A 23,372-nucleotide genomic window follows, 5' to 3' on the forward strand; every position below is an offset into this window, starting at 1 on the left:
GAGTCGCTTCGAAGGCTCATGTGGTGGTCAGGTGTTGCGGCGTGGATCCGAGCTGCGCGCCGGATGCTCGCCCGCGTCGGCTGGTTGTGGTGCCGGTGGGTGATGGGTGTGCCGGGCGATGCGGCGGATCTCTCGGGCACGTCCAGGGATCGGGGGCGGGAGGGGTTGGGTGACCAGGGTGAAGGGTTCGGCTTCGGCGCCGTGCAGGACCAGTCGCGCGGCGGCGTGGTAGACGTCCAGGTGCGCGAGGTCGTGGTCGGACAGGCGTGGTGTGGTGTGGCGGGCGAGTTCGCGGGCGTCTTCTGGGCTGGCGTTGAAGAAGATCTTGCTGCGGGCGTTGGTGGAGATTCCTTCCTTCAGCTCGCGTGGGAGTTGGCCGAGGTGCTGGTGGGCCAGGGTCATGGCGAGCCGGAAGCCGCGGGCTTCGGCGAGCATGTCTTCCATGGGGTAGGGCAGGTTGAGGAAGTTGTGGCATTCGTCGATGACCATGCCCGCGTCCCGCCGCTGGGCTTGCGGGATGGCGGCGCGGGCGGTGGTGGTCTGCCAGGTTCGTGCCACCACCAGTGATCCGATCAGCCGGGTGGTTTCCTCGCCGAGCGTGCCTTTCGGGATCCGCAGCAAACAGATTCCGCCGTCGAGGACCTGTGTCATGTCGATGGTGGACGGGCCGGCAGCGATGGCGTCGCGCACGAACGGCCGCAGCAGGAACGCGCGGAGTTTGTTCATCAGCGGCGAGATGACCTGGCTGCGAGAGGCGTCGGTGAGGTCCTCGTACCAGGACCAGAATCCTTTGAGGACCGGGTCGGTGACCGCGGCCGTGGCCCGGGCGCGGAAGGCGGGTTCGGCCAGCAGGGTGGGCAGGTCGGCGAGGGTGGCGGTGCCGTCCTGGGCGCGCAGGGTGAGGCACGCGGCGCGCATGACGTCGTCGGTGCGCGGGCCCCAGAACGCGGAGTACACCCGGCGGAACACCGACACCAGGTTGTCGACAGTGAGGTCGGTTTCACCACCATCCAAGGGGTTCAGGCAGGGTGGGCGGCTGCGGGCGTCGGCGTCGAAGAGCACCACCCGGTCGGCCGCGGTGCGGGGTAGTCGGGAGAGGACGTCGGTGACCAGGTCGCCTTTGGGGTCGATCACCACGAGGCCGCGTCCGGCTTCGGCGTCAGCGAGGATCATGGTGGCCAGCAGGGTGGATTTCCCTGAGCCGGTGGCGCCGAGGACGTGCAGGTGGTGCCGGGCATCAGCCACGCGCAGCGCCACGGGGCGGGACTGGCCGGTATCGGTGCTGCCCAGCGGCTTGGCCTGCGCCCCGGGGGTGACGATCCCCGGTGGAGGTGCGATGGCTTTCGCCCCAGCACGCTGAATCCCCGGAATCGACTCATCCGTCGGCACGTGCGCTAAGGCCGCGAGCTCCGGAACCGACAGCAGATCTCCTCGCCGCAGGCTCCGCTGGGCCATGGCGGAGTCGGGGTGCCGGAGGCGGCAGCGGGTGTAGTAGTTGTGGTCGGTGTAGGACGCGAAGGACGCTGCCAGGGCATGTGCCCGACCCCGCGCCGCGGCCTGTGTCGCGTCGACCTGGCTTGTGCTGGCGTCTCCGGGGAGGAGGGTGGCGACGGCGTAGCGGATGACGGTCTCGTACTGGCTGCCGCGTTGTTTGGCCACGATCGCGCGGTTGGCAGCGGAGTGCTCCAGCGTCACCTGCGGATCACGACTCGTCACGTCCCGGACGCTGCGGCCGCGGGTGGTGGCGCCGGGTGTGACGAGGTCCAGGATCCCGCCGGCGATGTGCGCCGCGGTGCTGCCGGTGTGGGTTTGCCGGGCTGTGCGACGGGCTTGTATGAGGCGGCGTCCGGTCACGGGGCGAGCGAGGATCTGCACGCAGGCATGCTCATCGCGATTCAGGCCGACGGGCGCCCCGATCAGCGCCCGGATCGGGTCGGCGTCGAAATCGGTCCGGATCGGCAGCGCATCGGGTCGCGCGAGACGAAGCTCGCCGCCGACAACGACGCTGCGCTGGCCAGTCTCGGCCGTGGGCAGGGGCGGCTCGGTGGGGTGGGTGCGAGTGTGCGCGCCAGGCCAGGCCGCCTCCACCGCCCGCTCGACCAACCCCGGGGGAATGACGCCGGGAACCCACAGCCGAATCTCTACGCCGGTGTGGGAGAACACGTACTCGCAGGCCACGTGCGGCTGCCCAGTAAACAGGCGTTTCCACCGTGGGCGCAGCACTCCGACGAGATGCGACCACAACGCCACTCCGCCGGCTGGATCGACTGTGGGTGGTGCCAGCACGGTCACGACGCGAGCGTTCTCAAGCAGGCGCTGGACGCAGCGACCGCGCCACCAGCGCCGCAGGACCATCACACCCACGAGCCCGACCACGACGCTGGGCACGGCGATGGGAGCGACGGCGCCGGCCCACTCGCGAACGTGGCCGAGGACAAAGCGCAAGGCGCCCCACGGGTCCCGCAGATAATCGTCGATCAATCCACCGGCAACGCTGGCCGGTACAGGCGGCAAGGCACGCATGCCGCACCTCCTCGAAGTGGCACGTCCGAATCACCCGACGCTGGTCCAGGTGTCAGAGTGGAAGGTGGATGTTGCCGGCATCGGCGCCGAACTCGTCACCTGTCAGCGGCGCCGTCGCGTCACCGACCTCGAAACTCGATGAGTCCATAGTGGAGTCTGTGTCGGCGAGTTCGGCCGGGTTGCTGGTGACCAACGCGTGTTCGGCGGGTGAGGCGACGGCGTGGAAGGCCACGCGTTGGGTTCCGGCGGCGAGCAGCCCTTGACCTTGGTCGGCCGCCAGCAGGAAGTGGCGTTCTCCCGCGGAGAGGTCGAAGGTGCGGGTGATCTCGTCGATAGCTTGCGGTGCCTGCCGCAGCAGGATCTGGGTGGCGGCGTTGGCGACGACGGCTTTGCCGAGATCGCTGCCGAGGACGTCGGCGGTGTCCTGAGTCGCCACGGTCAGCCCGGCCCAGTGTTTCCGGGATGCCTTGGCCATGCGGAACAAGAACTCCGCGCCCGCGGGTTGGCGCATCAGCAGCCAGGCTTCGTCGACGACGACCAGCCGTGGCCGGCGGAGCACGGGGTTGGCGACCCGTCGCCACACCGCGTCCAGCGTGAGCAGGGTGCCGATCGGTTTGAGTTCGTCGGGCAGGTCCCGTAGCGAGAACACCACGAGGTGCCCTTCGGGGCGGTTTGTGGTGGGCCCGTTGAGGAGGTCTTTGAACGCTCCGTCGACGTAGGGGTGCAGCCGCGCGGCCAGCTCTGCCGAAACCGGGTCACCGTGGGTGGTGAGGGTGTCGCGGAGGTCGCGGAGGATGGGTGCAGGGCGGGTCCAGGTGCGGGCGTCAGCGGTGATTCCGGCCCGGCGATAGGTGGCGGTGATCGCTTGGTCCAGCACGGCCCGTTCCCCCGCGCTCAGTGGCGCGTCGAGCAGGACGCTGATCACGGTGTGCAGGAACAGGCTGCGGCGCACGAGCGCGTCTTTCGGCGCGGTGCGCCTGCCGTCGGGCCCGGTGGTGATGGGGAGGTCGAAAGGGTTGAGGCGCACCCTGTCGGCGCCGAGGTGGAGGTAGGTGCCGCCGACGGCGTCGGCGAGGCGCCGGTATTCGTCTTCGGGGTCGATGACGGCGACCTCGATCCCGCGGTAGAGCGAGCGCAGTGTCTCTAGTTTGACGAGGTAGCTTTTTCCGGCGCCGCTGCGGCCGAGGATCACGCTGTTGTGGTTGTCGGCGTCGAAGCGATCCCAGTGCACCAGTCCTTGGCTGCCCACGTTGAACCCGTAGAGCACCCCGGTCGGCGCGGACACCGACGTCGGGTCGGCTGGGGGGAGGTCGGCTGAGGTGAAGGGGAATGCCGCGGCGAGGGCGCTGGTGTCGAAGGTGCGGCGCATCCCCAGTAGATCGAGTCCCATGGGGAGGGTGGACACCCAGCCTTGCAGGCTGCGGTAGGTGGCGGGCTTGGCGTCCAGCAGCAGCGACGCCGCCAATGCCCGGACCGCGGCGACCTCGTTGGTGAGCGCTTCTTCGGTGGTGGCGTGGACGGTGAGGTAGAGGCCGAGGCGGAACAGTCGGCCTTCGCCGCGGGCGATCCGGGCGGAGAGCTCGTAGGCGTCTTCGGTGGCCGCGTCCACCTGCGGGTCGGCGAGGCGGCCGTGTTCGGCGGTGTGCCGGCGGCCGGATTCCAGTTTCGCCAACTGGTTTCGCAGGCGGGTTGCGGCGGTCGTGGGGTCGATCGGCTCGACGTGCAGCGACACATCCAGCCGGCCCGGGTAGGTCAGCAGGGGCTGCAGCCACCCAGGGTGGACCTCGCGCGGGTATCCGGTGATCGCGAAGGATGAGACCCAGTCCCCGCCGACCTCCACATGCCGAGCCCCGATGCTCAACGCCTCCGGAGCGAACACCTCGGAACCTGCCGCGCCCCGCGGAGCGCGGTGCTGCGTGCGGGCCCTCATGCCGCTTGCCCCCACTCGTCCTCGTCGGCGACGGCATCGGTGTGCCGCGATGTCTCCGGGTGGACAGAGATGACGTCCTCCGCACCGGCCACACCAGTGAGGGCCGGCAGGACACGGTCGGGGTTGCAGGCGGCGGCCAGCACACAGGTCGCCTGCCCCGCATCCAGGGCCGTCACCACGATCCCGGCCGGCGCCAGCAGGTCCACGGCTTCGGTCAGCCGTCGCACCAGGCGTGCCTCGGCGGCCCGCCGCGCCGCCTCCCCGGCAGGGACGGTCCGCGTGGTGCGCTTGTGGCGCCGCCAGAGAGGAAAGGCCGGTTTCGTGGTGGCGTGTTCCAGAGGTTCACGCAGGACGAGCAGGACCTGGCGGCGCAGCAGGTCGGCGTGCTCGGCAAGATAGTTGAGGTAGTCGGCGTGTTCGGCCGCGGCGGCTTCCAGCGCGGGATGCGGCAATCCCCCGGCACGGTCGCGAAGATCGGCGATCTGCGCGGTCAGATCGAGACGTTCGGCGCGGACGAGGATCTGGATCGGGGCGGTCAGGGAATGCAAGTAGCGCCCGAAACCGGCTACCAGACTGCTTTGTTCGGCCGGAGTGCGGAGCGCGAAGTTGACCGTGGAGGCTACGGCCACGACCGCCAGACCGTCAGCGCCAAGATCCACCACACCGGTCTCCGCGACCGACGCGGAACGCACGCCGGTCGTGGGCAGCTCCACCTCCCCTAGTCGGGAAGCGTCCAGGTCCGGGCCGGAGGTGTGGTGCGCGCGGGCGGTCAGCCAGTTCGGGGCGGGCTGCACGCCTTCCGGGGCGGTGACGCGTCGGGCGGGGGCCATACGTTGGCGGAGGGCGGCCACGGCGAGCCGGTCCAGTGACACGCCGTCGCGCTGCCCGAGCACCAGGGCGAGGACGAGGGCTGCGATCGGCAGCGCCAGCGCCACAAAGACCGGGAGCGCCACCACGGTTCGCGTCGCCAGCCATCCGAGATACAGCGCCACGCCGGTGACGGCGAGGATGGCCAGTTGCCGCGCGGTCAGGTTCGCCAGGATCCGGTCTTCTCTGTCCACATCAGACGGAATACGGATGGGCTCGGTCATGTGGGATCACCTTCCGCGGGTGCCGGTGAAGCGGGCAGGTCGAGAGCAAGTTCAGGCTGGTCCGGGTCCGCTCCCGCAGGGCTCGCGCCGGCGACGGTGGTTGCGGGCCGGGGCCGGCTGCGGGTGGGACGCGGAAGGTCCAGCGGCAGGGCGTACTGGCCGTGTTTGTCGGGGCGAATGCCCTTGTAGGCCGAGGGCGCCGTGGGCTTCGGATCCGGTCGGCTTGGCCGGCGGGCGCGTGCCTGCGGGTGTACCTCACCGTTGGGTGTGAACAACGGGCGCTGCCCCGGCACCTGCACCGTCCGGGCGTCCTGCTGGGCAGGAGGCGGGGTGGGTGGTGTGGGAACGGATTGCGTGGTGAACGGTCCCACCAGCGGCAGCGGGTACTGCCCGCCCGGCGGGATCCGGGTGGGCATCGCGCCGGGGTTGCCCGGTTTCGATGGCAAAGCCTGCGGCCGCGGTCGGCCCGAGCGGGTGAACAGCGGCAGCTGCCCCGCGCCGGGCTGCGGTCCGGCCTCTGGACTGGGCGAGGGATCGGGGACGGCTCGGCCGGGATCGTGGCGGGCGTGGATCGGCAGCATGTGCTGCTCACCCGGGCGCGGATTCAGACGCATCGCGGACGGCCCCAACTCCGGCGGCAATGCCGAACCCACCGGCTTGCCATCGAGAGAAAACAGAGCCCCTTGCCGTCCCCCGGGCGTTCGCGGAGAGCGTGTCCTCGGGGCGGCTGCGGTGCGGTGCGGGAATGGCTGCCGCAGACGGCCCCGTGTGAGTCCGGTGAGCGGCAACAGGTATTGCCCGTCCGCGCCGGCACGCGGGTTCGCATAAGGATCCGGCGCAGACGACGAGGCAGCGCCGCGAGAACGCTGGTGTCCGGTCATGCTCGCCATGCCGCCCCGGATCAGCCCGAAGGTTTTGTAGGCGAGGAATCCTTTGATCAGCGAGCCGACGCGGGACCGGCCGCCGCCGCGAACGGAACTCAGGACCCAAAATGGGATCTTGATCAGGATGTAGCACATCGCGATAGCGACGAGAAAACTCGACATGCCCAACCACCCTTTATTCGGAGGGGGTGTTAGAACAGTGTGACTCCGCCGGGGAGGTAGAAGATCTTGATAGTGGCGATGAACGCCAGCGACTGACAGATCTGAATGGCCAGCAGCCCGCCGTAGACTTTCCACCACCAGAACGCGATCGATTCCAGCGGCGCCAGCGCATGACACATCAACACCAACGGCGCACCCACCAGAAGAATGACAGTCAACGCGACCCGGACAACATAGGACAGCAACACCACAATGATCATGACCACGAGCACCAGTGCCGTGAAAATGGCATACAGGTCGCTGTACTGCGCCTCTTCAATCGGCAGGTTTCCCCGGAGCGTGTCAGTGAATGCTTGCGCGGTCTGATCGATGCCCGCCTGATCACCACCGAGCACAGCCACCGAGAGGGCGTTGGCGAGTTCGATTCCTTTCCCACCGAAAAACAGCGACAAGTTCGCGGTGGTGAATCCCACAATCAGCCGGGGCAGGGTTTCTTTCAGCGAAGTGCGGGTCTGCACCGATTGGTATGCCATCACCACCAGCCCGGCGATCATCACCACCAGCACGGAACAGGCAATCATGATGCGTTGCGAGCTTCCCCAGACCTGCCCGACGACGGGAATCTCATCCAGCCTGGGCGTGACCAACAGTGAGGTGCCGAGCCAATCCAGCACGCTGTTGAGCGCGGAGGTGGCGAGGTCAGAAAAGAAGTCCCAGAACCAATCCGTGAGAAAGTGCTGCAGCCACGTGCCGTGATCCTCACTCTCCCCTGCGGGAACAGCAGGTGCCGTCGGCGCTACGGGAATGCAGTACTCCCCGTCACACGGTCGCGTCTCTACGGCCGGCGGTCTAGGAACTGGCGGAGGTGATTCCGTTGGTGGCGCGGTGGAGCTCGGGCTCGGGGGCTCACCCGCTGACGGTTGTGCGTGTGCGGTGATGGGGCTGCCGATCAGCGCGGACCACAACACCGCATTCGCCACGACAATGCGCCCGATGGCCAGGGGTGGGATCGACACGGTCGATCACATTCCCAGGATCTGCCGCAGGATCTCGACCACGACCGGGGCCAACGCGGTGAGCCCGAAGCCGATGCCGGCGCTTTTGAAAGCCTGCTTGGCCTTTTCCACTTCGCCGGGATTCCCGCCGGCCATCAAGTAGCGCAAGCCGCCAACGGTTAGGAACACCGTCGCCACCAACGCGAGAATGCCCATGATCCAGTTCCGGGCGTTGGTGAGCACAACCTCCAACGTGGGCGCCACAGCGAGCACATGTGTGGTCTCGGCCCATGCCGCCGACCCAGGCAGCAGCAGCCCGACAGCCACGATCTCGCCGACCAGAAGCCATCGGTGCTCCGATGGCCAGTGGGCACGCCGACGGCATAGGCGCCGGTGCAGTAGGGCGCGCGGGCTGGGCCGGAACTGGTGGGAGCGTGAAGGGATGGTCAGGCGCATCGGGGAGCCTCCTGCGTCGACGGAGCCGGCGACGAGATCGCGGAGGACGCGGCTGGTTGTCCCCCGCATCCCTGAACTCCGCTATCGCTGCCCCGCCGGGACACTCGTGCCCGGGATTTCTGCGCCGGCATGCCGCCACGACGGGAAATGCCAGCGGGCAGCTCTGCGGCGGTTCGTGCGGCCGAAGTGACGGCCAGGGTGTCCGCGACCTGCACGACGACGTCCCCTCCGGCGTCCCCGTCGGCGTTCTCTGCGCACAGGTAGGCCAGGAGTCGAAGCTCGGCACGTCGCCGGGTCTTCTTCACGGCCTCGTAGGTGACGCCGCGTTGCTGGGCAGCCTCCGCCAGCGGCAGGCCTTCCAGCCGAGTGGAGCCGATCAGCTCGGCTTCCTCCGCGGTGAGCACCGCGTCGGCGACGGCCCGGGCGAGCACGAAGTCCGGATGCCCCCACGGCTGGCTCGGCGGCGCCGACCGGAAACCACTCCCCGCCGGAACCGGCGCATCCAGAGCCTCACGAACAGTGGCGTGCCCGGCCCGGTAGGCCGCCCACCGCAACCGCAACATGATCCGCGGCCGACGCAGATCAATACGAGGGAGTTCGGCGAGAAACCCGGCGAGCACAGCAGCGTGAACGTCGGTGACATCGCCGGCGAACCGAGCCGACAAGCGCGCGGCGATCCGGGTCAACCCCGGCAACGCCACACCCACACAGCCGACCGTCCACGTCGCACCCTCGGTACGTGAGCGCAGCACCAGATGCGCCCACACCGCATCCCGCGTGCCCTGCCCGCAGCGACGGCGCAGCAACAGATCCCGCACCTCGTTCAACGGCAGCAGACGATCAGGCAACCCGCCGAACAAACGCCCATCCACGCAGACCGGATGCGGCCCCGTTACCAACCACGCGAACGCGGTCCGCGCCGTATCCAGCGGCATCCGGTCACGCCCGAAACCGTCACCCTTGAGAAGTTGACGCTCTCTGCCTCTGGCCATGTCGTGACTCCTTGCTGCGAGCCGAAACAACAACACAGCAAAGGACGCCACAGACACTGCTACCGAATTTCTACGGCGCTACTACCCAATTCACACGACACTACTACCGCCGATCTCCGCCGATTCCTTATCCGACCAGGCCACTGGCCGAGTCGCACCGTGAAGTCGATCAGACAGCGGTGTGCGACTTGATCACGCCTGCATGCCGGTAGTAGCCGGTACGCTGGGACAACGCCCTGCGGTAGTAGCCGTGTAGCAGCGCGATGACCATCCCCCGGCGCCGAGACCGTGCGGGCATCTCACGACGTTGAAGACCACGAACATGCTTGGACGGTTGCGGCGAAACGCACCGCACGCTAGCCCATTGCTGCACGCCTGCCGTAAGACCGCGGTGCGTATTCGTTACCACGCTAGACGTCCGTTTTCTCTGGGAGGAATACGGCGATGGCTTGTTTTTTGAGAAATCCTGCAGGCGCTGTCCCCAGCAGGCTTGTATTGCGGAGTTCAGGGATGTCACCAGCACCTCGGAGGCCTTCCATGAACCCACCCCACCAAACCCCACCGCCCGACCCTCGGCGGCCACACTCCCCGCGCTCGCCTCAGCCCGCGCACCCACGTGGCCGCGAGTCGGCCACCGACAGCACTACCCGGCCGCCGGCATCGCGGCGACGCAGCCCACGCACCCGCGCCGGTTCGAGCACGCCCGCCACCGTGTGGGCGTGCGTGCCGTCCCCGATCGCGGCCGACACCCCCTGGCCCACACCCATTCTGGAAAAGATCGTCACCTCCTTCACCACACGGCACGCAGAGGTCGTCCTGCTCGACCTCCAGACGGCCGCACAGACCGGCGACCGCATGGAGGGGCCCCGCTCTGGGCTCGGCGACGCGGCAGCAGCGCGGGATGCCCTTGACGATCTCGACCGCAACACACTCGTCGTCCACACCGTCGAGGTGAATACCGGCACCGCGGCGAACGGCTGGGCCGATCCTCCCGCCGCCCTGCCCGATGGGGAGGTCATTCGCCACGCGCCGCTCCTCGATGACCGCCTCGGTGGCGAGGGGCGCCGGGCGGACTTGGTCATCGCGACTCTGGCGCCGGAAGACGGGACGACGCGCCGTTGTGATCACCTCGCCCGAAGTGCAGCCCGCCTGCTGCGCACCGGTGGAATCCTCGCTGTGCTCACCCACACCGACACCACTGGCGGACGGCTCGTCGACCCAAGCGGGTCAGTCGTCTCCGCGGCACAAAACGCCGACCTGCTCTACCTCCAGCACATCGTCGCCCTGCTCACGCCGATCCAGGACGGACGCCTCCGCATCGACGCCGGCGACCGCCGTACCTCGTCCGCCCAGACGCCCGTGCACCTGGTGCCGCATCGCCGTGTTCACGCCGACGTCCTGATCTTCGCCCAACCACACGAGCACCCCAGCCCAACTCCACCGCACGACGGCTACGGCGCGGGAGCTCTCCGGTGACCCACGCCCGCCCTGCCGACCTTGGAAACCGCGTTGAGAAAGGCATCCCCGTGCGCGACACCCCCGATTACCACCGCGTCCCGCCCATGTCGCATCGCCTGCCCAGCACCACCCCGACCGGTCAGGCACCATCCGCGGTGTCGGTCTGGGCGACCGCCCAGTCCTCTCCAGCAGCGCAACGCAAGGGCCGCTACAGCCCCGAGTCCACCGCGCATCCCGCCAAAATGCTGCCGGCCGTGGCCGCCCACGCCATCGCCCACTACACCCAGCCCGGCGATCTCGTCCTCGATCCCATGTGCGGGATCGGCACCACCCTCGTCGAAGCCCTCCGCCTCGGGCGCCGTTCGATCGGCGTCGAATACGAACCCCACTGGGTCAAGGTCACCCAAACCAACCTCGACCTCGCCCACCACAACGGCGCCACCACCGTCGGCCGTGTCGTGCACGGCGACGCCCGCCAGCTCACTACCCTGCTGCCGCCCGAGCTTCACGGCCAGGTCGCGCTGGTCGTGACGTCACCTCCGTACGGGCCCTCCACTCACGGCCAGGTCACCACCGGTGCCGGTGGTGTCCATAAACATCACCACCGCTACGGCAACACCCTCGACCGGGGAAACCTCGCCAATATCGGCCACGCCCGACTCCTCGCCGGCTTCACCCGGATCCTCACCCACGCCGCCGTCTTCCTCCGCCCCGGCGGACACGTCGCGGTCACGCTGCGTCCCTGGCGCGAGCACGCCGAACTCATCGACCTGCCTGCCCACATCCTGACCTGCGGCCACCACGCCGGGCTCATCCCCACCGAACGCTGCGTCGCACTGCTGGCCCGCATCGCCGACCACGACCTCGTCGCCCGCGGCAGCTTCTTCCAACGCGACTTCATCCGCAAACAACGCGACGCAGGACTGCCCCTGCACCTCATCGCCCACGAAGACGTCCTCATCTTCACCAAACCGACGAACTCCTTGAGTTCGGGAAAACTGAATTCATTTCAGCCGGAACCTAAGCACTCGTTGGCGTCGATGCCGGGATCGCACACTTGGGCACACACGGAACCCATGGGCGTGGCGGCATGATCACCTCCGGAGCACCGGAAACACACAAAAAGCCAACTTCGGAACCGACGGGCCAGCTACCTCGACGCGCATGGAAACCTAAAGAGGTCGCCCAGCAACTCGGCATTCCGTACGAGACGGTACTCGACCTAATACACGCAAACAAACTCGGTGCCGTCACAGCTGGCCGCTACTACCTAGTGCCGGATTTTGAACTCGAAAGATTTCTTCGCACTACACAAAAGTCAGTGTAATATCGCGTCGACCGTTTCAACCTACCCCAAAAGGCGGCTCGACGATGGGGCGACCTCCGCTGCCAATCGCAACCTTCGGCAACATTAGATGCAAAAGGCTATCCGGCAACAAGTGGGAAGCGAGCACACGATTTCGCTTGCCCGATGGCAGCCAGAAACGCGTGCGACGCATCGGACAGACCAAAACGGCCACAGAAAACAAGCTCAAAGAGGCCCTATCGAAGCTCATCGATGAGGCCCGACGAGACGAACTCTCGCCTGACAGCCGCTTGACCTTCGTCGCAAAAAAGTGGCTGGAGGAAATCGAACATGAGGCCCAGATCGGAACACGTTCCACCAACGGTGCCAGAATTTATCGCAGTCACACGCACAACTGGATCATCCCGGCACTGGGAGAATTGCGTATGCGCCGCGAACTCACAGTGATGTCCTGCGAACGACTCATCGAAAAAGCTCGAAGCACAAACAGCTACGAGACAGCGAAGGGCGTGCGCGCCGTGCTCTCCGCGATCTGCGGATACGCCGTCCGACATAAGGTAATTGACTCCAATCCGGTCCGGTCCGCAAAGAGACTGGCACGAGGCGACGACGATGAAGCCAAGGAAGTACGAGCGCTTACCCTCCAGGAGCGGGAAGACCTCCTCGCAAAACTGGAGCAGCTGGCCGAACGCAAGTCGAAAGACACCCTCGGCCGAAGCCTCGGGGGCAGAGCCAAAGTCTGGCGAGATCTTCCCGACGTAGTGCGAGCGATGCTCGCCACCGGCGTACGCATCGGCGAGCTACTGGCATTGTCAGGGAAAGAAACAGATCCGAGCGGCCCAACCGTCGCAATTGACTACCACATCGTCCGCGTCACCGGCCAGGGGCTCGTTCGGGCAAGAAACCGAAAAGGAAACAAAGGTGGACTACTGCTGCAAGTACCGCTGTGGTCAGTGCCGATGTGGCAGCGCCGCATGAGTACCGATCCCAAAAATCCTCTATTTCCAGCCTGGGACGGCGGCTGGCTTGACCCAAGCAACATGAGCAAGCGAATCAAGGAAGCATTTACAGAATGCGGCTACGACTGGATCACCAGCCACACGTTCCGTAAGACAGTGGCCTCGGTTCTCGACGACGCTGGCCTGCCGATCGGCGATATCGCCGACCAACTCGGCAACACCCGCACCATCACCGAACAACATTACGTGCAACGCAAGGTGTCCAACAAGCGAACCGCAGCCGCACTGGAGCATGTAATCAGCAAGACGGCATGCTGAGTCTTGAGCAAGCCCGGGCGCCGGTCGTGGTGGGTCCCCCAAGTTGCTACCCCTCGTAGGGGCGATGCGGGCCTGCCACTCCCAGGCGCACCAGCGGACGCGTTCGCGTTGCTACCCTCATTACATCAGGATGCGGGCACGATGGCTGGCGGCCCGCATCCGCAGTTCGCGCCTGCTGTTGCTACCCCTCGTAGGGGCGATGCGGGCGTGAATTCCGGAGCGTAGACAGGCCCTTCCGTGACGTTGCTACCCCTCGCAGGGGCCGATGCGGGCCCGCCAACCAGTGAGGTCATGCCCGCCGGATATCTGTTGCTACCCCTCGCAGGTGCGATGCGGGCCGGGTACGCCGCGGAAGCTTTGACGGCTGTATTGATGTTGTTCGCGTTGCTAGCCCTCGTAGGGGCGACGCGGGCGATCAGCCGCAGGGCGCCGATGCCGGAGTCCTCGGCTTGTTGCTACCCCTCGTCAGGGCGATGCGGGCCCGGAAGCGGACAGAGGAGGAGAACCGGCGCATTGAGTCGCTACCCCTCGCAGGGGCGATGCAGGCCACCGGCTGGACCACCACCACCGCCCAACACCTCCTGTTGCTATCCCTCGTAGGGGCGATGCGGGCGTTGCCCGCGATGGCCTGGTGGACCACGGTGGCGTTGCTACCCCCTCGTAGGGGCGATGCGGGCCCTACGGGCTACCCCGCCGCGCTTGCACTCCGGACGTTGCTACCCCTCGTAGGGGCGATGCGGGCTTCCCCAAGCCTGGAGGCGCTATGCAGTCGTGACGCGTTGCTATCCCTCGTAGGGGCGACGCCGAAGAATTCGTGTTGCCACCCCTCGTAGGGGCGATGCGGGCACGACTTCGCCGACGCGATGTCCGGCCGCTACACCACGTTGCTACCCCTCGTAGGGGCGATGCGGGCGGGCCTGACCGTCGATCCCGTCGTGGGGGGCACCGAGTTGCTACCCCTCGTAGGGGCGATGCGGGCGTGATGACGTTCCCTCGGCGTATGTCGCCCGTGAAGTTGCTACCCCTCGTAGGGGCGATGCGGGCCGCTGGCGGCTGTCCCAGCCCAACACCTCTGCCTGCAGTTGCTACCCCTCGTAGGGGCGATGCGGGCCGTGCCATTGGACTGGCCGAACTTGACGCTGATCTGTTGCTACCCCTCGTAGGGGCGATGCGGGCCCGAGGGTAAATCTGCTGGTCGCAGCGCTGTTGATGTTTTCAAGGATCGGGTGGGTGCGGCGTTCCTGGGGTTTGACGGTTGGCGTGGGTGAGTTTCTGTTGCGCTTAAAGGATGTTGTGCGGCCGGTCGTCGGGTTTGCCCCAGGCTTGGCGTTGGGGTGTGGTGCCGGGTGGGAAGGTGTAGACGAGGATGTGGTCGTAGTCGGGGTCGATGTGCTGGCGGAGTTCCGATTCGAGGTAGACGATCTGGGCTTGGCTGAGTTCTCCTTCGAAGACGCTGTTTTGCATGTGGTGCAGGTATTTTCGGCAGGTTCGGAGGACTGCGGCGTTGCGTTCTGCGGCGGTGTCGTAGACGAGGATCGTGTACATCGTCGTCACCACCAGACACGGAAGGGCTTGTAGGGCTTGCCTTCCAGGCAGTGTCGGGTGAGGGCGAGTGCGTCGAGGTAGATGAGTTCGTCGTAGGTGACGTTTCGGCCGAGTTCGCGGTGTTTCACGGTGGTGGCAAGGTCGTCGCGGATGGTGGTGATGACGAGTGTGCGGCCGGCGTCGCTGAGCATGGCGTGTTTGGTGCCGCTGTCGAAGTGGTGTGGTTTGAGTTGGTTGCGTCCGGCGAGGCGCAGGAGGACGCGTTCCGCGAAGAGGGGTTTGAACAGTTCGGCGAGGTCGAGGGCGAGTGAGTGCCGGTGGCGTTCGAGGGTGCTGTGCAGGAACGCGACGCCGGTGTGTAGGGGTGTCAGGCGCAGGGCGGTGAGGACGCGCGCGTAGATCAGGCCGTTGGCGTAGCTGATCAACGCGTTTCCGGCGTTGGCTGGGGGGTGGCGGTGGCGTCCGGCGAGTTGGAGCCAGTCGGGGAGCTTGGTGTCGAGGGTTTCCCAGGCGCTGCGGCGGAAGTTGCCTTCGGCGGCCATGAGTTGTTCGCGGCTGGTGGCGGTTTTCAGTGTTGTTTTGAGGGTTTGGTAGGGCTCGTGGAGCAGGCGCCGGTCGATGGTCCAGCGGATGTTGAAGGCGGCTGCATCGACGATGGAGGCGGCGATGCGTAGCGACGCACCGTGGTCGGTCGCGAGGCGTGTTTGGCCAAGGACGGTCTGGCTGGAGGTGGCGGTGTCGGCCGGGAGCAGGGAGCCGGCGTAGTCGCCGTAGTAGGACAGGAAGTGGATGTTGATGCGGTATTTGTTGAGCAGGCTGATAATCGACGTGTTGAGGTCGACGTCGGCGGCAGCGATGATGTCGCGGACGTCGGTGATGGGGACGTAGGTGTGGTCGTGGCCCTCGCGTTCGATGCGGAGGCTGTTGTCGTGACGGCGGATTCGGCAGGGCGTGGTCAGCCAGTAGGTGCGTGCGGTCGCGGGCATGGTCAGGAGTTCCAGCAGTAGTCGCGGTAGGAGCAGCCGTGGCAGCGGGTGCGCTCAGATTTAGGAGGTGACGTTGGGGCGGTGATGACTTCGACGGCCCGGTCGATGTCGGTTTCGGCTCGGGTGTGTTCCTCTGGTGTGTACGGCAGGCGTTGAGTGCGGCGCGAGGCGTGGTAGTGCAGGATCGCGCCTTCGACGGTGATGCCGATGCGGTCGAGTTGGTGGCAGTAGTGGCGTGCTTGGGCGCGGTCGGCTGCGGTGGGTCGTGCTGAGTGTTTGATTTCGTGAACCCAGGCTTGCCCGTCGAAGTGGTCCAGGCGTGCGGAGCCGAGGTCGACCGGGCTGAACCGGCTGTAGGTGGTGTCGTGGAGCGCGGTGCCGAGTTCGACTGATTCGTTGAGGTGTTCGGGGCGGAATCCTCTTGCGTACAGCCATAGTTGCCGGGGGCAGTGGTAGAGGTACTTGATGTGGACTCCGCCGATGTCCTCGCGGGTGATCACAGGATTTCTCCTGGCTGGTAGTCGGTTGTGCCGAGGATCTCGGTCAGGCCCGTTGTCTGGTCGTAGACGCCGTCGATGACGTGGATGCCGAGGGCTTTGCTGAACTCGGCGTGGCGGCGGCAGTGGTCCGGCAGTGGGATGTGGAAGCGGCTGGCCAGCAGCCGGCCCTCGCGGGACTTGCCTTCCCGCAGTGCTTGAAGGTAGTCGTCCACGCGGTCGCTGAGGATCGCTTCGAACCCGTCGAACTGCTCGAAGAAGTCCTCTTTCAGGCGTGAGCGATCAGTGAAGGGCTCAGTGAAGGTCAGGAAGTCCTGGGTGAACTTGTCCCGGAATTCCCGGACCTTGTTCTCCCAGATGTCGCCCCAGGCGCTGGTGTAGAGCTTGTTGAGCCAATCTTGGGTTTCAGACTCGTCCAGGACCGTGCCGTCGCCGTGGGCGGAGAGCAACTCCCAGGTGTTTTGGGTCGGTTCCAGGTTGTAGACGCCGTCGGCACGTATCTGGTTTCCGCGGGCGGTGCGGTAGTCGGGTTCGTAGACCCACACCGATGCCGGTGGGCGCAGTCCGCGGCGGTTGATGCGTCCGAACCGCTGGAGAAGCGCCTCGAGTGTCGCCCCTGAGGTGTGCAGGACGGTGAGGTCGACATCCAGGGAGACTTCGGCGGCCTGCGTGGCCACCAGCAGTCCTGGGCGGGGTGCGGCGCCGGTCGAGGCGAACCATTCCGTGATCTCGGTTTCGACGCGGGCGCGGTCTCCGTTTTCGAACCGTGCGTGCAGCAACCATGCCGCTCGGGTGCCGTTCTCGTCCCGTACCGGGGCCAGATCCCGGAGCTGCTCGTAGATCGTGATGGCATCGGCGATGTTGTTGGCGACCACGAGCACCGCGTGGCCGCTCTCCAGGTCGTCGGCGATGCGCTCGAGGGTGTTCGGCGAGGTGAGGTGCTCGTCGCCGAGCTTCAGTCGGTGTCGTGGTGGGGCGGTGGTTGTGGCGAAGCCGTCGATTTCCTCGACAGTGCCGTGTCCCAGGGTGTCCTCCAGCAGCCCGGCGAAGCGGTCCGGAAGGGTCGCGCTGAGCACCCCGATACGTCCGCCGAGGTCGTGGGACCACAGTCTCATCATCGCCAGGATCATGCCCAGCCGCTGGGGTTCGTAGGCGTGCAGTTCGTCGAAGAGAAACACGCTGTTGGCGGAATCGAGCAGGGTGGCGGAGTCGGTTACGCCGGCGAATGCGGCGCGCAGGAGCTGGTACGGGGTGGTGACGCGCATCAGCTGCCGGTGCAGACGCGTGGCGTCAACCGCCTCCAGCGCCCTGGCCGGTGCGTCGTCGACGTCCTCGCCGAGCCGGTGGAGGTGGTAGACCCCGGCTTTGGAATGCAGGACACCGACCTCCCCTGGGCATACGGCACGAAAGCGGTCGGCCATGGCGTTGATCGAGGCGAGATACGGCAGCACATACATCAGCCGTGGCCGCCCGCCGCGCGTCTGCGCAATCTGCCGGACGGCTTCTTCCGCCCACATTGTTCCTGCTTCGGTCTTGCCGCTTCCCGTAGGAGCCCGCAGCAGCAGATGCGCCCGTTTCGCTGTACGGGCGTGCTGCTGGTGGGGGTGGAGAACGCGCATCTCATCGACGATGTCGGCACCAGTGGTGAGGGAGCGTAGGAAGGTGGCGGTGAACCCGTCGAGGGGGTGTGCGGTGAGCAGTTCGCCGTGTGCGGAGGCGACGTGATCGGCCAGGGTCACCGCGCCCTGCAGCAACACCAGCGGCAGGCCTGGTGGCGCAGTTGCCGGTGTCGGAGACGAATACGGGCCCCAGCGTGTGTTCAGCTCTGCCAGGAGCTCACCGACGGCGGCGAGCACATCCTCAGACGTCACCGCAGCAAGATCCGGCACCTCGTGGAGCAGCCCGTGGGCAGCGGCGCGCGCTGCGAACCAACGCAGTACCGCTCGCAGCACGTCGCGGTCGTCGGTGACGGTGAACCGGCTCTCCAGCTGCTCTCCTTCCTCGGCCACGTGAGGTTCCAGGATCTCCCGCTCGGGCTTGTCATGGTTCGTCAGCGGCCGGTGGTGGGTGGCCACGGCGGCTGCCACCCACAGCCGAAGCTCCGACGGCTCAGGCAGCAGCAAACCCACGGCACCGAGGGAGAGCACTTCATGCCTTTGCCGCCACGCATACTTCTTGCTTCCCGGATGCCGCACCTGCAGTTGGAATCCGGGATCGATCTTGCCGAAGTCGTGCAGCAACGCCGCCAGGACAACGGCGTGCCAGAACCAGTCCGGCACACCACGCAACCGTCCCACGCGATCCGCCACCGTCACTGCCGCTCCCAGTGTGGTGTCGCTGTGGACCGTCAGCGCCTCTCCCACCCCGGCCGGATCATCGGTGTCCGGGCTTTTCGCCCATATATCAGGGAACTCCGGCGACTCCTCGTCACGAAGGCCGGTCACGCGACTTCCTCCGCCAGGCTGGGGTGAATCTCGGGCAGCAGCACTACTCCACGACCATCCTCTGTAGACATTCCGGTGGGCAGGTGAGCGCGGCTGCCGTTGCGGTCGTAGCGGTAGGTGCCCCACTTGGTGCGGGAGCGGTCGAGGCTGATCGCAGTCGGAAGCCGCAGCATCGTGCCGTCGCCGCCAAGATCGCCTGAGACCACGGCGTGTCCCTGTGTGCCGGGCGTTTCATGCAGATCGATGTAGCGGGGGCGGGCTTCCGCGAGGTCCTGGCTGCGGCCGAGTTTCAACGGCCAGACCGGCCGCCGCAACGCCCGGTACCAGAAGTCGCAGTCCTCCACGAGCCACACCGTGAGCTCCACGCCCCACAGGTAGTCCCGGTCCTTCGGGGTTGCCTCAGTCCGCCGGCCCCGTTTGTCCAACGGGTGGAATGTTTCCAGGTCGGTGCCCGAGGACTGAGCGTGAAACGCCATCGCGAACCGCGTGGAGGGCTTGACCTTGTGCCAGCCGCCGGCCGCGGCGGCGAGCATCCCACCGACAGTGGACGGAGGTGGACACGGCAGGCCTACCTGCATCCCGAAGTACAGAGGATTACGGAAGGAGGCCACCGGCGCGGTGACGGTGACCTCCAACGCCTCACGACTCATACCGCATCCTCGAACCACACGTCGTGTTCGCCCTGCTCGATCTTGTCCGCCAAGCCCCGCAGCAGGACCCGCGGGTGGTCGAAACGCACGGTGCCGTCGGTGATGAGGTCGGCGAGTTCCTCCCGCGCCAGCTCGCGCTTCTCCCGCAGGAAGCCCGGTGCCCATCCGAGGAGGACAGGGCCGTCGAGCTCGTCGGCCCACGCCGTGATCTCTTCCCGCAGCACCCCGGTGTCCACCACCGTCAAGCCCGCCTCGGCGGCGATGACCCGGGTGAAGGGGTTGTTGCCGCCCTTCATCGGAGCCACCACGAACAGCGCCGGAGACCGCTCTCCGTAGTGGAGAGACTGTTTCGCTCCCCCACGCAGCTGCGCCAAGGTACGCAGCAGTACCGCGACTCGCCGACGCCGCTCAGCCAAAGGCAGCTGGATCGCCTTGGTGTCACGGAACTCCACCTCGACCGCCCCCTCGGCGCGCGCTTCCTCCAACGCCGCTACCGACAGGTCGGGGCGGTTCCCGCGGCCTTCGTATTCGAACGTCCCCACCCGCGGCAGGTCCAGCAGAATCGGGCTGGCCACGTCGGCGGTGTAGTGCTGGTGCTCGTGAAGCACCGGGTTGGCACCGATCTCGAAACCCCGGTTCATCGTGCCGAAATCCCGGGTGATCACCCGGGGCGCCACCGCCACCGCGGTCCCCACCGCCAGCACGGTGTCGCGGTTAAACGACTCGTTCTTCTCCGCGATCATGTAGCCGAACAGGTCGTCATCGAGGAACCGGTCCCCACGACCAGCCGTGTAGGCCTGCTGGTTCGTGCCCTTCCCCGACCGGTACACCGGCGACCGGGACTCGTCCGTAGGCAGACTGTCGCGCCACCACCGACGCAACGCCTGCGCCGACACATACGGGTACGTTTGGTTACCGACACGGGTGGACTTGACCATCGCGACGTTGTCCTCGCCACGGCCGTTGTTCGGTGCGCCGGCTTTGATCTCGATCGCCAGCATGCCTGCCAAGAAGGTCATTCTTCCTTGTCTCCATCCTCGGTCGGGGTGTTCTCAACGGTGTCGCGGGCGTCGGCAGCGTCTTCGTCGTCGGTGGCGTACCCGCGTTTATGCAGCTCGGCGATCACAGCGGTAAAGAACAGGTTCCGGTACAGCCACGCCTGATCGCCGTACTCGAAGAGCAGCTTGATCTGCCGCGGCTCGATGAACGGCTCACGCTGCTTGGCGAATTCCGCGGTCAACCACGCCACCGACTGCGTGTTGATCCAGCGCCGCAGCTCCCCTGTCCGGCGGTAGGCCACCGTGAACTTCTTCAACGACAGCGACTGCTCGTGGATCAGCTCAGCCGCACGGGCCCCCAACTGCTCGATCTCACGCAAATGTTGCTCTGGCATCCTCATCACCTCGGTGAGATAACTCGACAACAGGTCGAACAGGCCGCCGACAGAAGCGGGCACCCGCGGTGGCTTCGCCCCATCCACAGCCCCATGTACCGCAGCGGCGATGGTGTACGGGAACCTGGCCGGTTCGGTCAGCAGAAGCCGCGCCAAGCGCGCAGCCCCACTGACCTTGCGCGTGGTGCAGGCACGCTCAAGCTCGGCGTACGCCGCGGACCAGCGCGGTCTCAACGAGACGGTGCGCACCCACCGCGTCATCGACTGGCTGAGCTGGTACTCGGTGAACTCTTGCTCCTTGTTGGAGTTGGTGAATACCAGCAGCGACACATCCGAGGTCACCGTCGCTCGAGGCCGGTACCGGCGGATCCCTTCCAGCACAAGCTGTTCACGCTCGAACCCACCCGACGGCAACGCTGGTGGCCGGCCCCACGCCTGCTTCTGCGTGTACTCAACCTGCCGATATGTACTGGCAGCCAGGAAGTCATCATCCCAGCTGTGTACGACGGACAACCGTCCACGATGCACAAGGCACCCATGCGGAAGCGCGTAGAAACTCGCCAAACAGCCCACGCACAACGCCAATCCATCGTGTCCGGGAACCGTGGTGTTGCGGTACTCCGCCGACGCGGCCAGCACCACGTCGACCTTGCCGAAAAAGCCGCACGCCCGGCGCGCGCACAGCACACACGGCGCCTGCGGCCACTCCTCCGAACCCGGCGGCGTCCGCCACGCCTTCGTCGCCTCGGCACGCTCTTCGACAGACAGCTTCTTACGATTCGTCGTGTTCATCTTGCTGTTCGGCCAGAGCATGTAGCTCAGCGACAACCAGAAGGCACCCGGCTCCTTGGCATCGGGCATCCCGGCCATCTTCACCAGCGTGGCCGTCATCTCCTGCCACACCCCGCGAAACAGCGCCTCGTCGACCTCGCGCGGATGCGTCACTTGGGCCATCGCCGCCATCGCGAACGCGCCACACCGCTGCAGGGGGTGTGCTGTCAGCACCACCGGCTCGTCAACGAAGTCCTCCGGCAGGCGCGCCGGCACCCCGACCGCGCTCGTCCCGCTCACGGCAGCACCGCCCCGAACCCCGCGCTGGTCGCGACACCCAGCCCCCACGACCACAACGCCTGCAGCGTGGGCGGAGGGCCCGAGAGCTCTACATCGACCTCGGCGCCGACTTTCGCTCCCGCACCGACAGCAAACGACCGCTTCGGTCCCACCCGCGTCACCGACTCCAACTCCACAGCCGGATCCAGTCCCAGTGTTTCGGCCTTTCGCCGCAGGTTCTGCACGAAATAGACGTCCCACTCCGGCTCTCCCGGCAGCAACCACCGCTGACTCCGCACCCGGTTGCCGTCGTCGTCCCGGTCAGGCGGGCCCTTCACCACCACCGGAGTCACCGCGCGCAACACGGCAGAGCCGCCAGAAAACAGCGGCGGGAACACAGGAACCACCCGCCCGACCTGCAGGGCCACGCCACCCCAGTCCAGCATCCGTTCGCCGGCCAGACCCGCAGCCAGGGCATGCGCCACCTCGGTGAGCGGGCTGGAGAACTCCACCGTCCCCGCGCCCCCAGCTGCATACACACCGCGTCGTCCCCGAACCGCAGGAAACCGGGGAGCGCTATGACCGAACGGAACCATCCCGTACCGGCCCCATCCTTGGTCGTGAAGCGACGCCCCCAACTCCGGCGCGGTTTCCGACAAGACTCGATAAACAATGCCTCGCCCAGGACGCAACACCTCCCGCCACGGAATCTCCCGAGCCCGAGTCGTCACCTCCACCTGCAACCGCACACCACACCTCCCTTCAATCTCGATCACGTGTAATCCATCCCTACCACATGCTCGGTAGGAGTGATCTTTAGTTAAACATCTCGGAGATGCCTTCTGTGGACTCGGCCACGCAGCACCGCCGCGCGCTTCCTCCGGATAGCAGAAGGGGGCGACATCCATGTGGATGCCGCCCCTTCACAAACGCCCCTACTAGGGCCAATGAAGGCAACGCTAGATCAACGACGAGTCGAAATAACCCCTACGTTGCTACCCCTCACCAGGGACTCAGCCGATACCAGGCCACTGCCCAACTAACGCACGCGCGCTCACGCAGCAGCCTGCAGCCGACACCACTCTAAGCCAACATTCACCCGTTCAGCCCAGCCTGCACGCGAACATCTCGGTGGACGCCGCCACCAGTTTTCAGAGAACCTGCCCGACACACAACACAACCGGCCGACCGCTGAAACTCCCACGACGGTCGCGAAGCCACCGTGGAGAGACTCCGCCACAGCCAGCCTGTCAGTTGATCCACCTTCAAGTGCGCACCCGCACAGTGCCCGACGGGATGAAAGCCGCCAAGCTCCCCTCCGGCTGCCGTGGCGGCAGTCCCTCCGTACACGCCATCGCGACGAGCGTCCAGCGACTGCCGCTCCAGGGGCCTGCCAGACTCGGGTGAATGTCCGCACCCCGATCCGCTGGATAACGACCGGCTCCCGCTCGTCGGCGAGCGGCCATGGATCCCGCGCCCGCAGGTGGTGTAGCTGGCATGAGGTGATCGCGGGTTTCCGCAGTCGTGCCGTTCTGCAACGCCTGCGTCCTCGTGAGGACGTCAGAACACCAGCGCGCTGGCGCGGCCGGTCGCCGCTCACCCCGTCCACTGGTCCGGACGAACTTCCGGCACGAGCCGTTACAACCCCTCGTAGGGGCGATGCGTACCGCGGTGTTGGGCATCGGCGACGCCGTGGTGCTCAAGTTGCGACCCCTCGTAGGGGCGATGCGCAC

General features: G+C 66.6%; 20 protein-coding genes and 1 CRISPR repeat array (1 of these 21 only partly in view). Of the genes, 4 read left to right on the forward strand and 16 right to left on the reverse strand.

The features are described 5' to 3' along the window. Positions 1 to 27: 27 nt before the first annotated feature. The 8 genes from ACWEV3_RS01475 to ACWEV3_RS01510 all read right to left on the reverse strand — a co-directional run bounded on the left by ACWEV3_RS01475 (position 28) and on the right by ACWEV3_RS01510 (position 9,331). On the reverse strand, positions 28 to 2,523 hold the full coding sequence (locus ACWEV3_RS01475; protein ID WP_452611997.1) for a helicase HerA domain-containing protein: 2,496 nt from the start codon (positions 2,521 to 2,523) through the stop codon (positions 28 to 30). A gap of 52 nt (positions 2,524 to 2,575) precedes the next feature. Further along, entirely contained in the window at positions 2,576 to 4,453 is a 1,878-nt protein-coding gene (locus ACWEV3_RS01480; protein WP_452611998.1) for a VirB4 family type IV secretion system protein, read from the reverse strand. Then, a complete protein-coding gene (locus ACWEV3_RS01485) occupies positions 4,450 to 5,544 on the reverse strand; it encodes a PrgI family protein (RefSeq protein ID WP_452611999.1) in 1,095 nt (364 codons plus the stop codon). The genes ACWEV3_RS01480 and ACWEV3_RS01485 overlap by 4 nt, the downstream gene beginning before the upstream one ends. After that, complete coding sequence (locus ACWEV3_RS01490) at positions 5,541 to 6,590, reverse strand: hypothetical protein (RefSeq protein WP_452612000.1); 1,050 nt, start codon at positions 6,588 to 6,590, stop codon at positions 5,541 to 5,543. Before ACWEV3_RS01490 ends, ACWEV3_RS01485 begins: the two co-directional genes overlap by 4 nt. A gap of 29 nt (positions 6,591 to 6,619) precedes the next feature. Continuing rightward, the gene (locus tag ACWEV3_RS01495; protein WP_452612001.1) at positions 6,620 to 7,606 is read right to left on the reverse strand and encodes a hypothetical protein; all 987 of its coding nucleotides are present in this window, start codon (positions 7,604 to 7,606) and stop codon (positions 6,620 to 6,622) included. A 6-nt stretch (positions 7,607 to 7,612) separates the two neighbouring features. Continuing rightward, a complete protein-coding gene (locus tag ACWEV3_RS01500; RefSeq protein ID WP_452612002.1) occupies positions 7,613 to 8,041 on the reverse strand; it encodes a pilin in 429 nt (142 codons plus the stop codon). Continuing rightward, positions 8,032 to 9,090, reverse strand: coding sequence for a hypothetical protein (locus ACWEV3_RS01505; RefSeq protein ID WP_452612003.1), 1,059 nt, complete (start codon positions 9,088 to 9,090; stop codon positions 8,032 to 8,034). The genes ACWEV3_RS01500 and ACWEV3_RS01505 overlap by 10 nt, the downstream gene beginning before the upstream one ends. Before the next feature lie 112 nt (positions 9,091 to 9,202). Continuing rightward, entirely contained in the window at positions 9,203 to 9,331 is a 129-nt protein-coding gene (locus ACWEV3_RS01510) for a hypothetical protein (protein WP_452612004.1), read from the reverse strand. Positions 9,332 to 9,756: 425 nt separating this feature from the next. Here ACWEV3_RS01510 and ACWEV3_RS01515 point away from each other — a divergent pair, with 425 nt between their 5' ends. The 4 genes from ACWEV3_RS01515 (at position 9,757) to ACWEV3_RS01530 (ending at position 13,074) form a co-directional block, all read left to right on the forward strand. Beyond that, a complete protein-coding gene (locus ACWEV3_RS01515; RefSeq protein ID WP_452612005.1) occupies positions 9,757 to 10,509 on the forward strand; it encodes a hypothetical protein in 753 nt (250 codons plus the stop codon). Between the two features lie 86 nt (positions 10,510 to 10,595). Continuing rightward, a complete protein-coding gene (locus tag ACWEV3_RS01520) occupies positions 10,596 to 11,585 on the forward strand; it encodes a TRM11 family SAM-dependent methyltransferase (RefSeq protein WP_452612234.1) in 990 nt (329 codons plus the stop codon). Then, positions 11,582 to 11,818: an excisionase family DNA-binding protein gene (locus ACWEV3_RS01525; protein ID WP_452612006.1), complete on the forward strand. Its 237-nt coding sequence runs from the start codon at positions 11,582 to 11,584 to the stop codon at positions 11,816 to 11,818. Before ACWEV3_RS01520 ends, ACWEV3_RS01525 begins: the two co-directional genes overlap by 4 nt. A 137-nt stretch (positions 11,819 to 11,955) precedes the next feature. Beyond that, on the forward strand, positions 11,956 to 13,074 hold the full coding sequence (locus ACWEV3_RS01530; RefSeq protein ID WP_452612007.1) for a tyrosine-type recombinase/integrase: 1,119 nt from the start codon (positions 11,956 to 11,958) through the stop codon (positions 13,072 to 13,074). A gap of 1,281 nt (positions 13,075 to 14,355) precedes the next feature. Here ACWEV3_RS01530 and cas2 read toward each other — a convergent pair. The 8 genes from cas2 to ACWEV3_RS01570 are packed head-to-tail and all read right to left on the reverse strand — an operon-like array spanning position 14,356 to position 22,151. Beyond that, positions 14,356 to 14,619 carry a CRISPR-associated endonuclease Cas2 gene (gene cas2, locus ACWEV3_RS01535; RefSeq protein WP_452612008.1) on the reverse strand — a complete coding sequence of 88 codons (264 nt, stop codon included), beginning with the start codon at positions 14,617 to 14,619 and terminating at the stop codon, positions 14,356 to 14,358. Positions 14,620 to 14,624: 5 nt separating this feature from the next. Then, a complete protein-coding gene (gene cas1b, locus ACWEV3_RS01540) occupies positions 14,625 to 15,605 on the reverse strand; it encodes a type I-B CRISPR-associated endonuclease Cas1b (RefSeq protein WP_452612009.1) in 981 nt (326 codons plus the stop codon). Positions 15,606 to 15,607: 2 nt separating this feature from the next. Continuing rightward, positions 15,608 to 16,105, reverse strand: coding sequence for a CRISPR-associated protein Cas4 (locus tag ACWEV3_RS01545; RefSeq protein WP_452612010.1), 498 nt, complete (start codon positions 16,103 to 16,105; stop codon positions 15,608 to 15,610). Then, positions 16,102 to 18,546 carry a CRISPR-associated helicase Cas3' gene (gene cas3, locus ACWEV3_RS01550; protein ID WP_452612011.1) on the reverse strand — a complete coding sequence of 815 codons (2,445 nt, stop codon included), beginning with the start codon at positions 18,544 to 18,546 and terminating at the stop codon, positions 16,102 to 16,104. Before cas3 ends, ACWEV3_RS01545 begins: the two co-directional genes overlap by 4 nt. Then, positions 18,543 to 19,196 carry a CRISPR-associated protein Cas5 gene (gene cas5, locus ACWEV3_RS01555; RefSeq protein ID WP_452612012.1) on the reverse strand — a complete coding sequence of 218 codons (654 nt, stop codon included), beginning with the start codon at positions 19,194 to 19,196 and terminating at the stop codon, positions 18,543 to 18,545. Before cas5 ends, cas3 begins: the two co-directional genes overlap by 4 nt. Further along, on the reverse strand, positions 19,193 to 20,197 hold the full coding sequence (gene cas7i, locus ACWEV3_RS01560) for a type I-B CRISPR-associated protein Cas7/Cst2/DevR (protein WP_452612013.1): 1,005 nt from the start codon (positions 20,195 to 20,197) through the stop codon (positions 19,193 to 19,195). Before cas7i ends, cas5 begins: the two co-directional genes overlap by 4 nt. Positions 20,198 to 20,211: 14 nt before the next feature. Further along, positions 20,212 to 21,660: a hypothetical protein gene (locus ACWEV3_RS01565; RefSeq protein WP_452612014.1), complete on the reverse strand. Its 1,449-nt coding sequence runs from the start codon at positions 21,658 to 21,660 to the stop codon at positions 20,212 to 20,214. Next, positions 21,657 to 22,151, reverse strand: a complete 495-nt coding sequence (locus ACWEV3_RS01570; protein ID WP_452612015.1) for a CRISPR-associated endoribonuclease Cas6 — start codon at positions 22,149 to 22,151, stop codon at positions 21,657 to 21,659. The genes ACWEV3_RS01565 and ACWEV3_RS01570 overlap by 4 nt, the downstream gene beginning before the upstream one ends. A 1,125-nt stretch (positions 22,152 to 23,276) precedes the next feature. After that, positions 23,277 to 23,372: direct repeats of the CRISPR family, unit length 30 nt; unit sequence GTTGCGACCCCTCGTAGGGGCGATGCGCAC (it continues 597 nt past the right edge of the window).

This window comes from Saccharopolyspora sp. NPDC003752, from assembly GCF_053605825.1.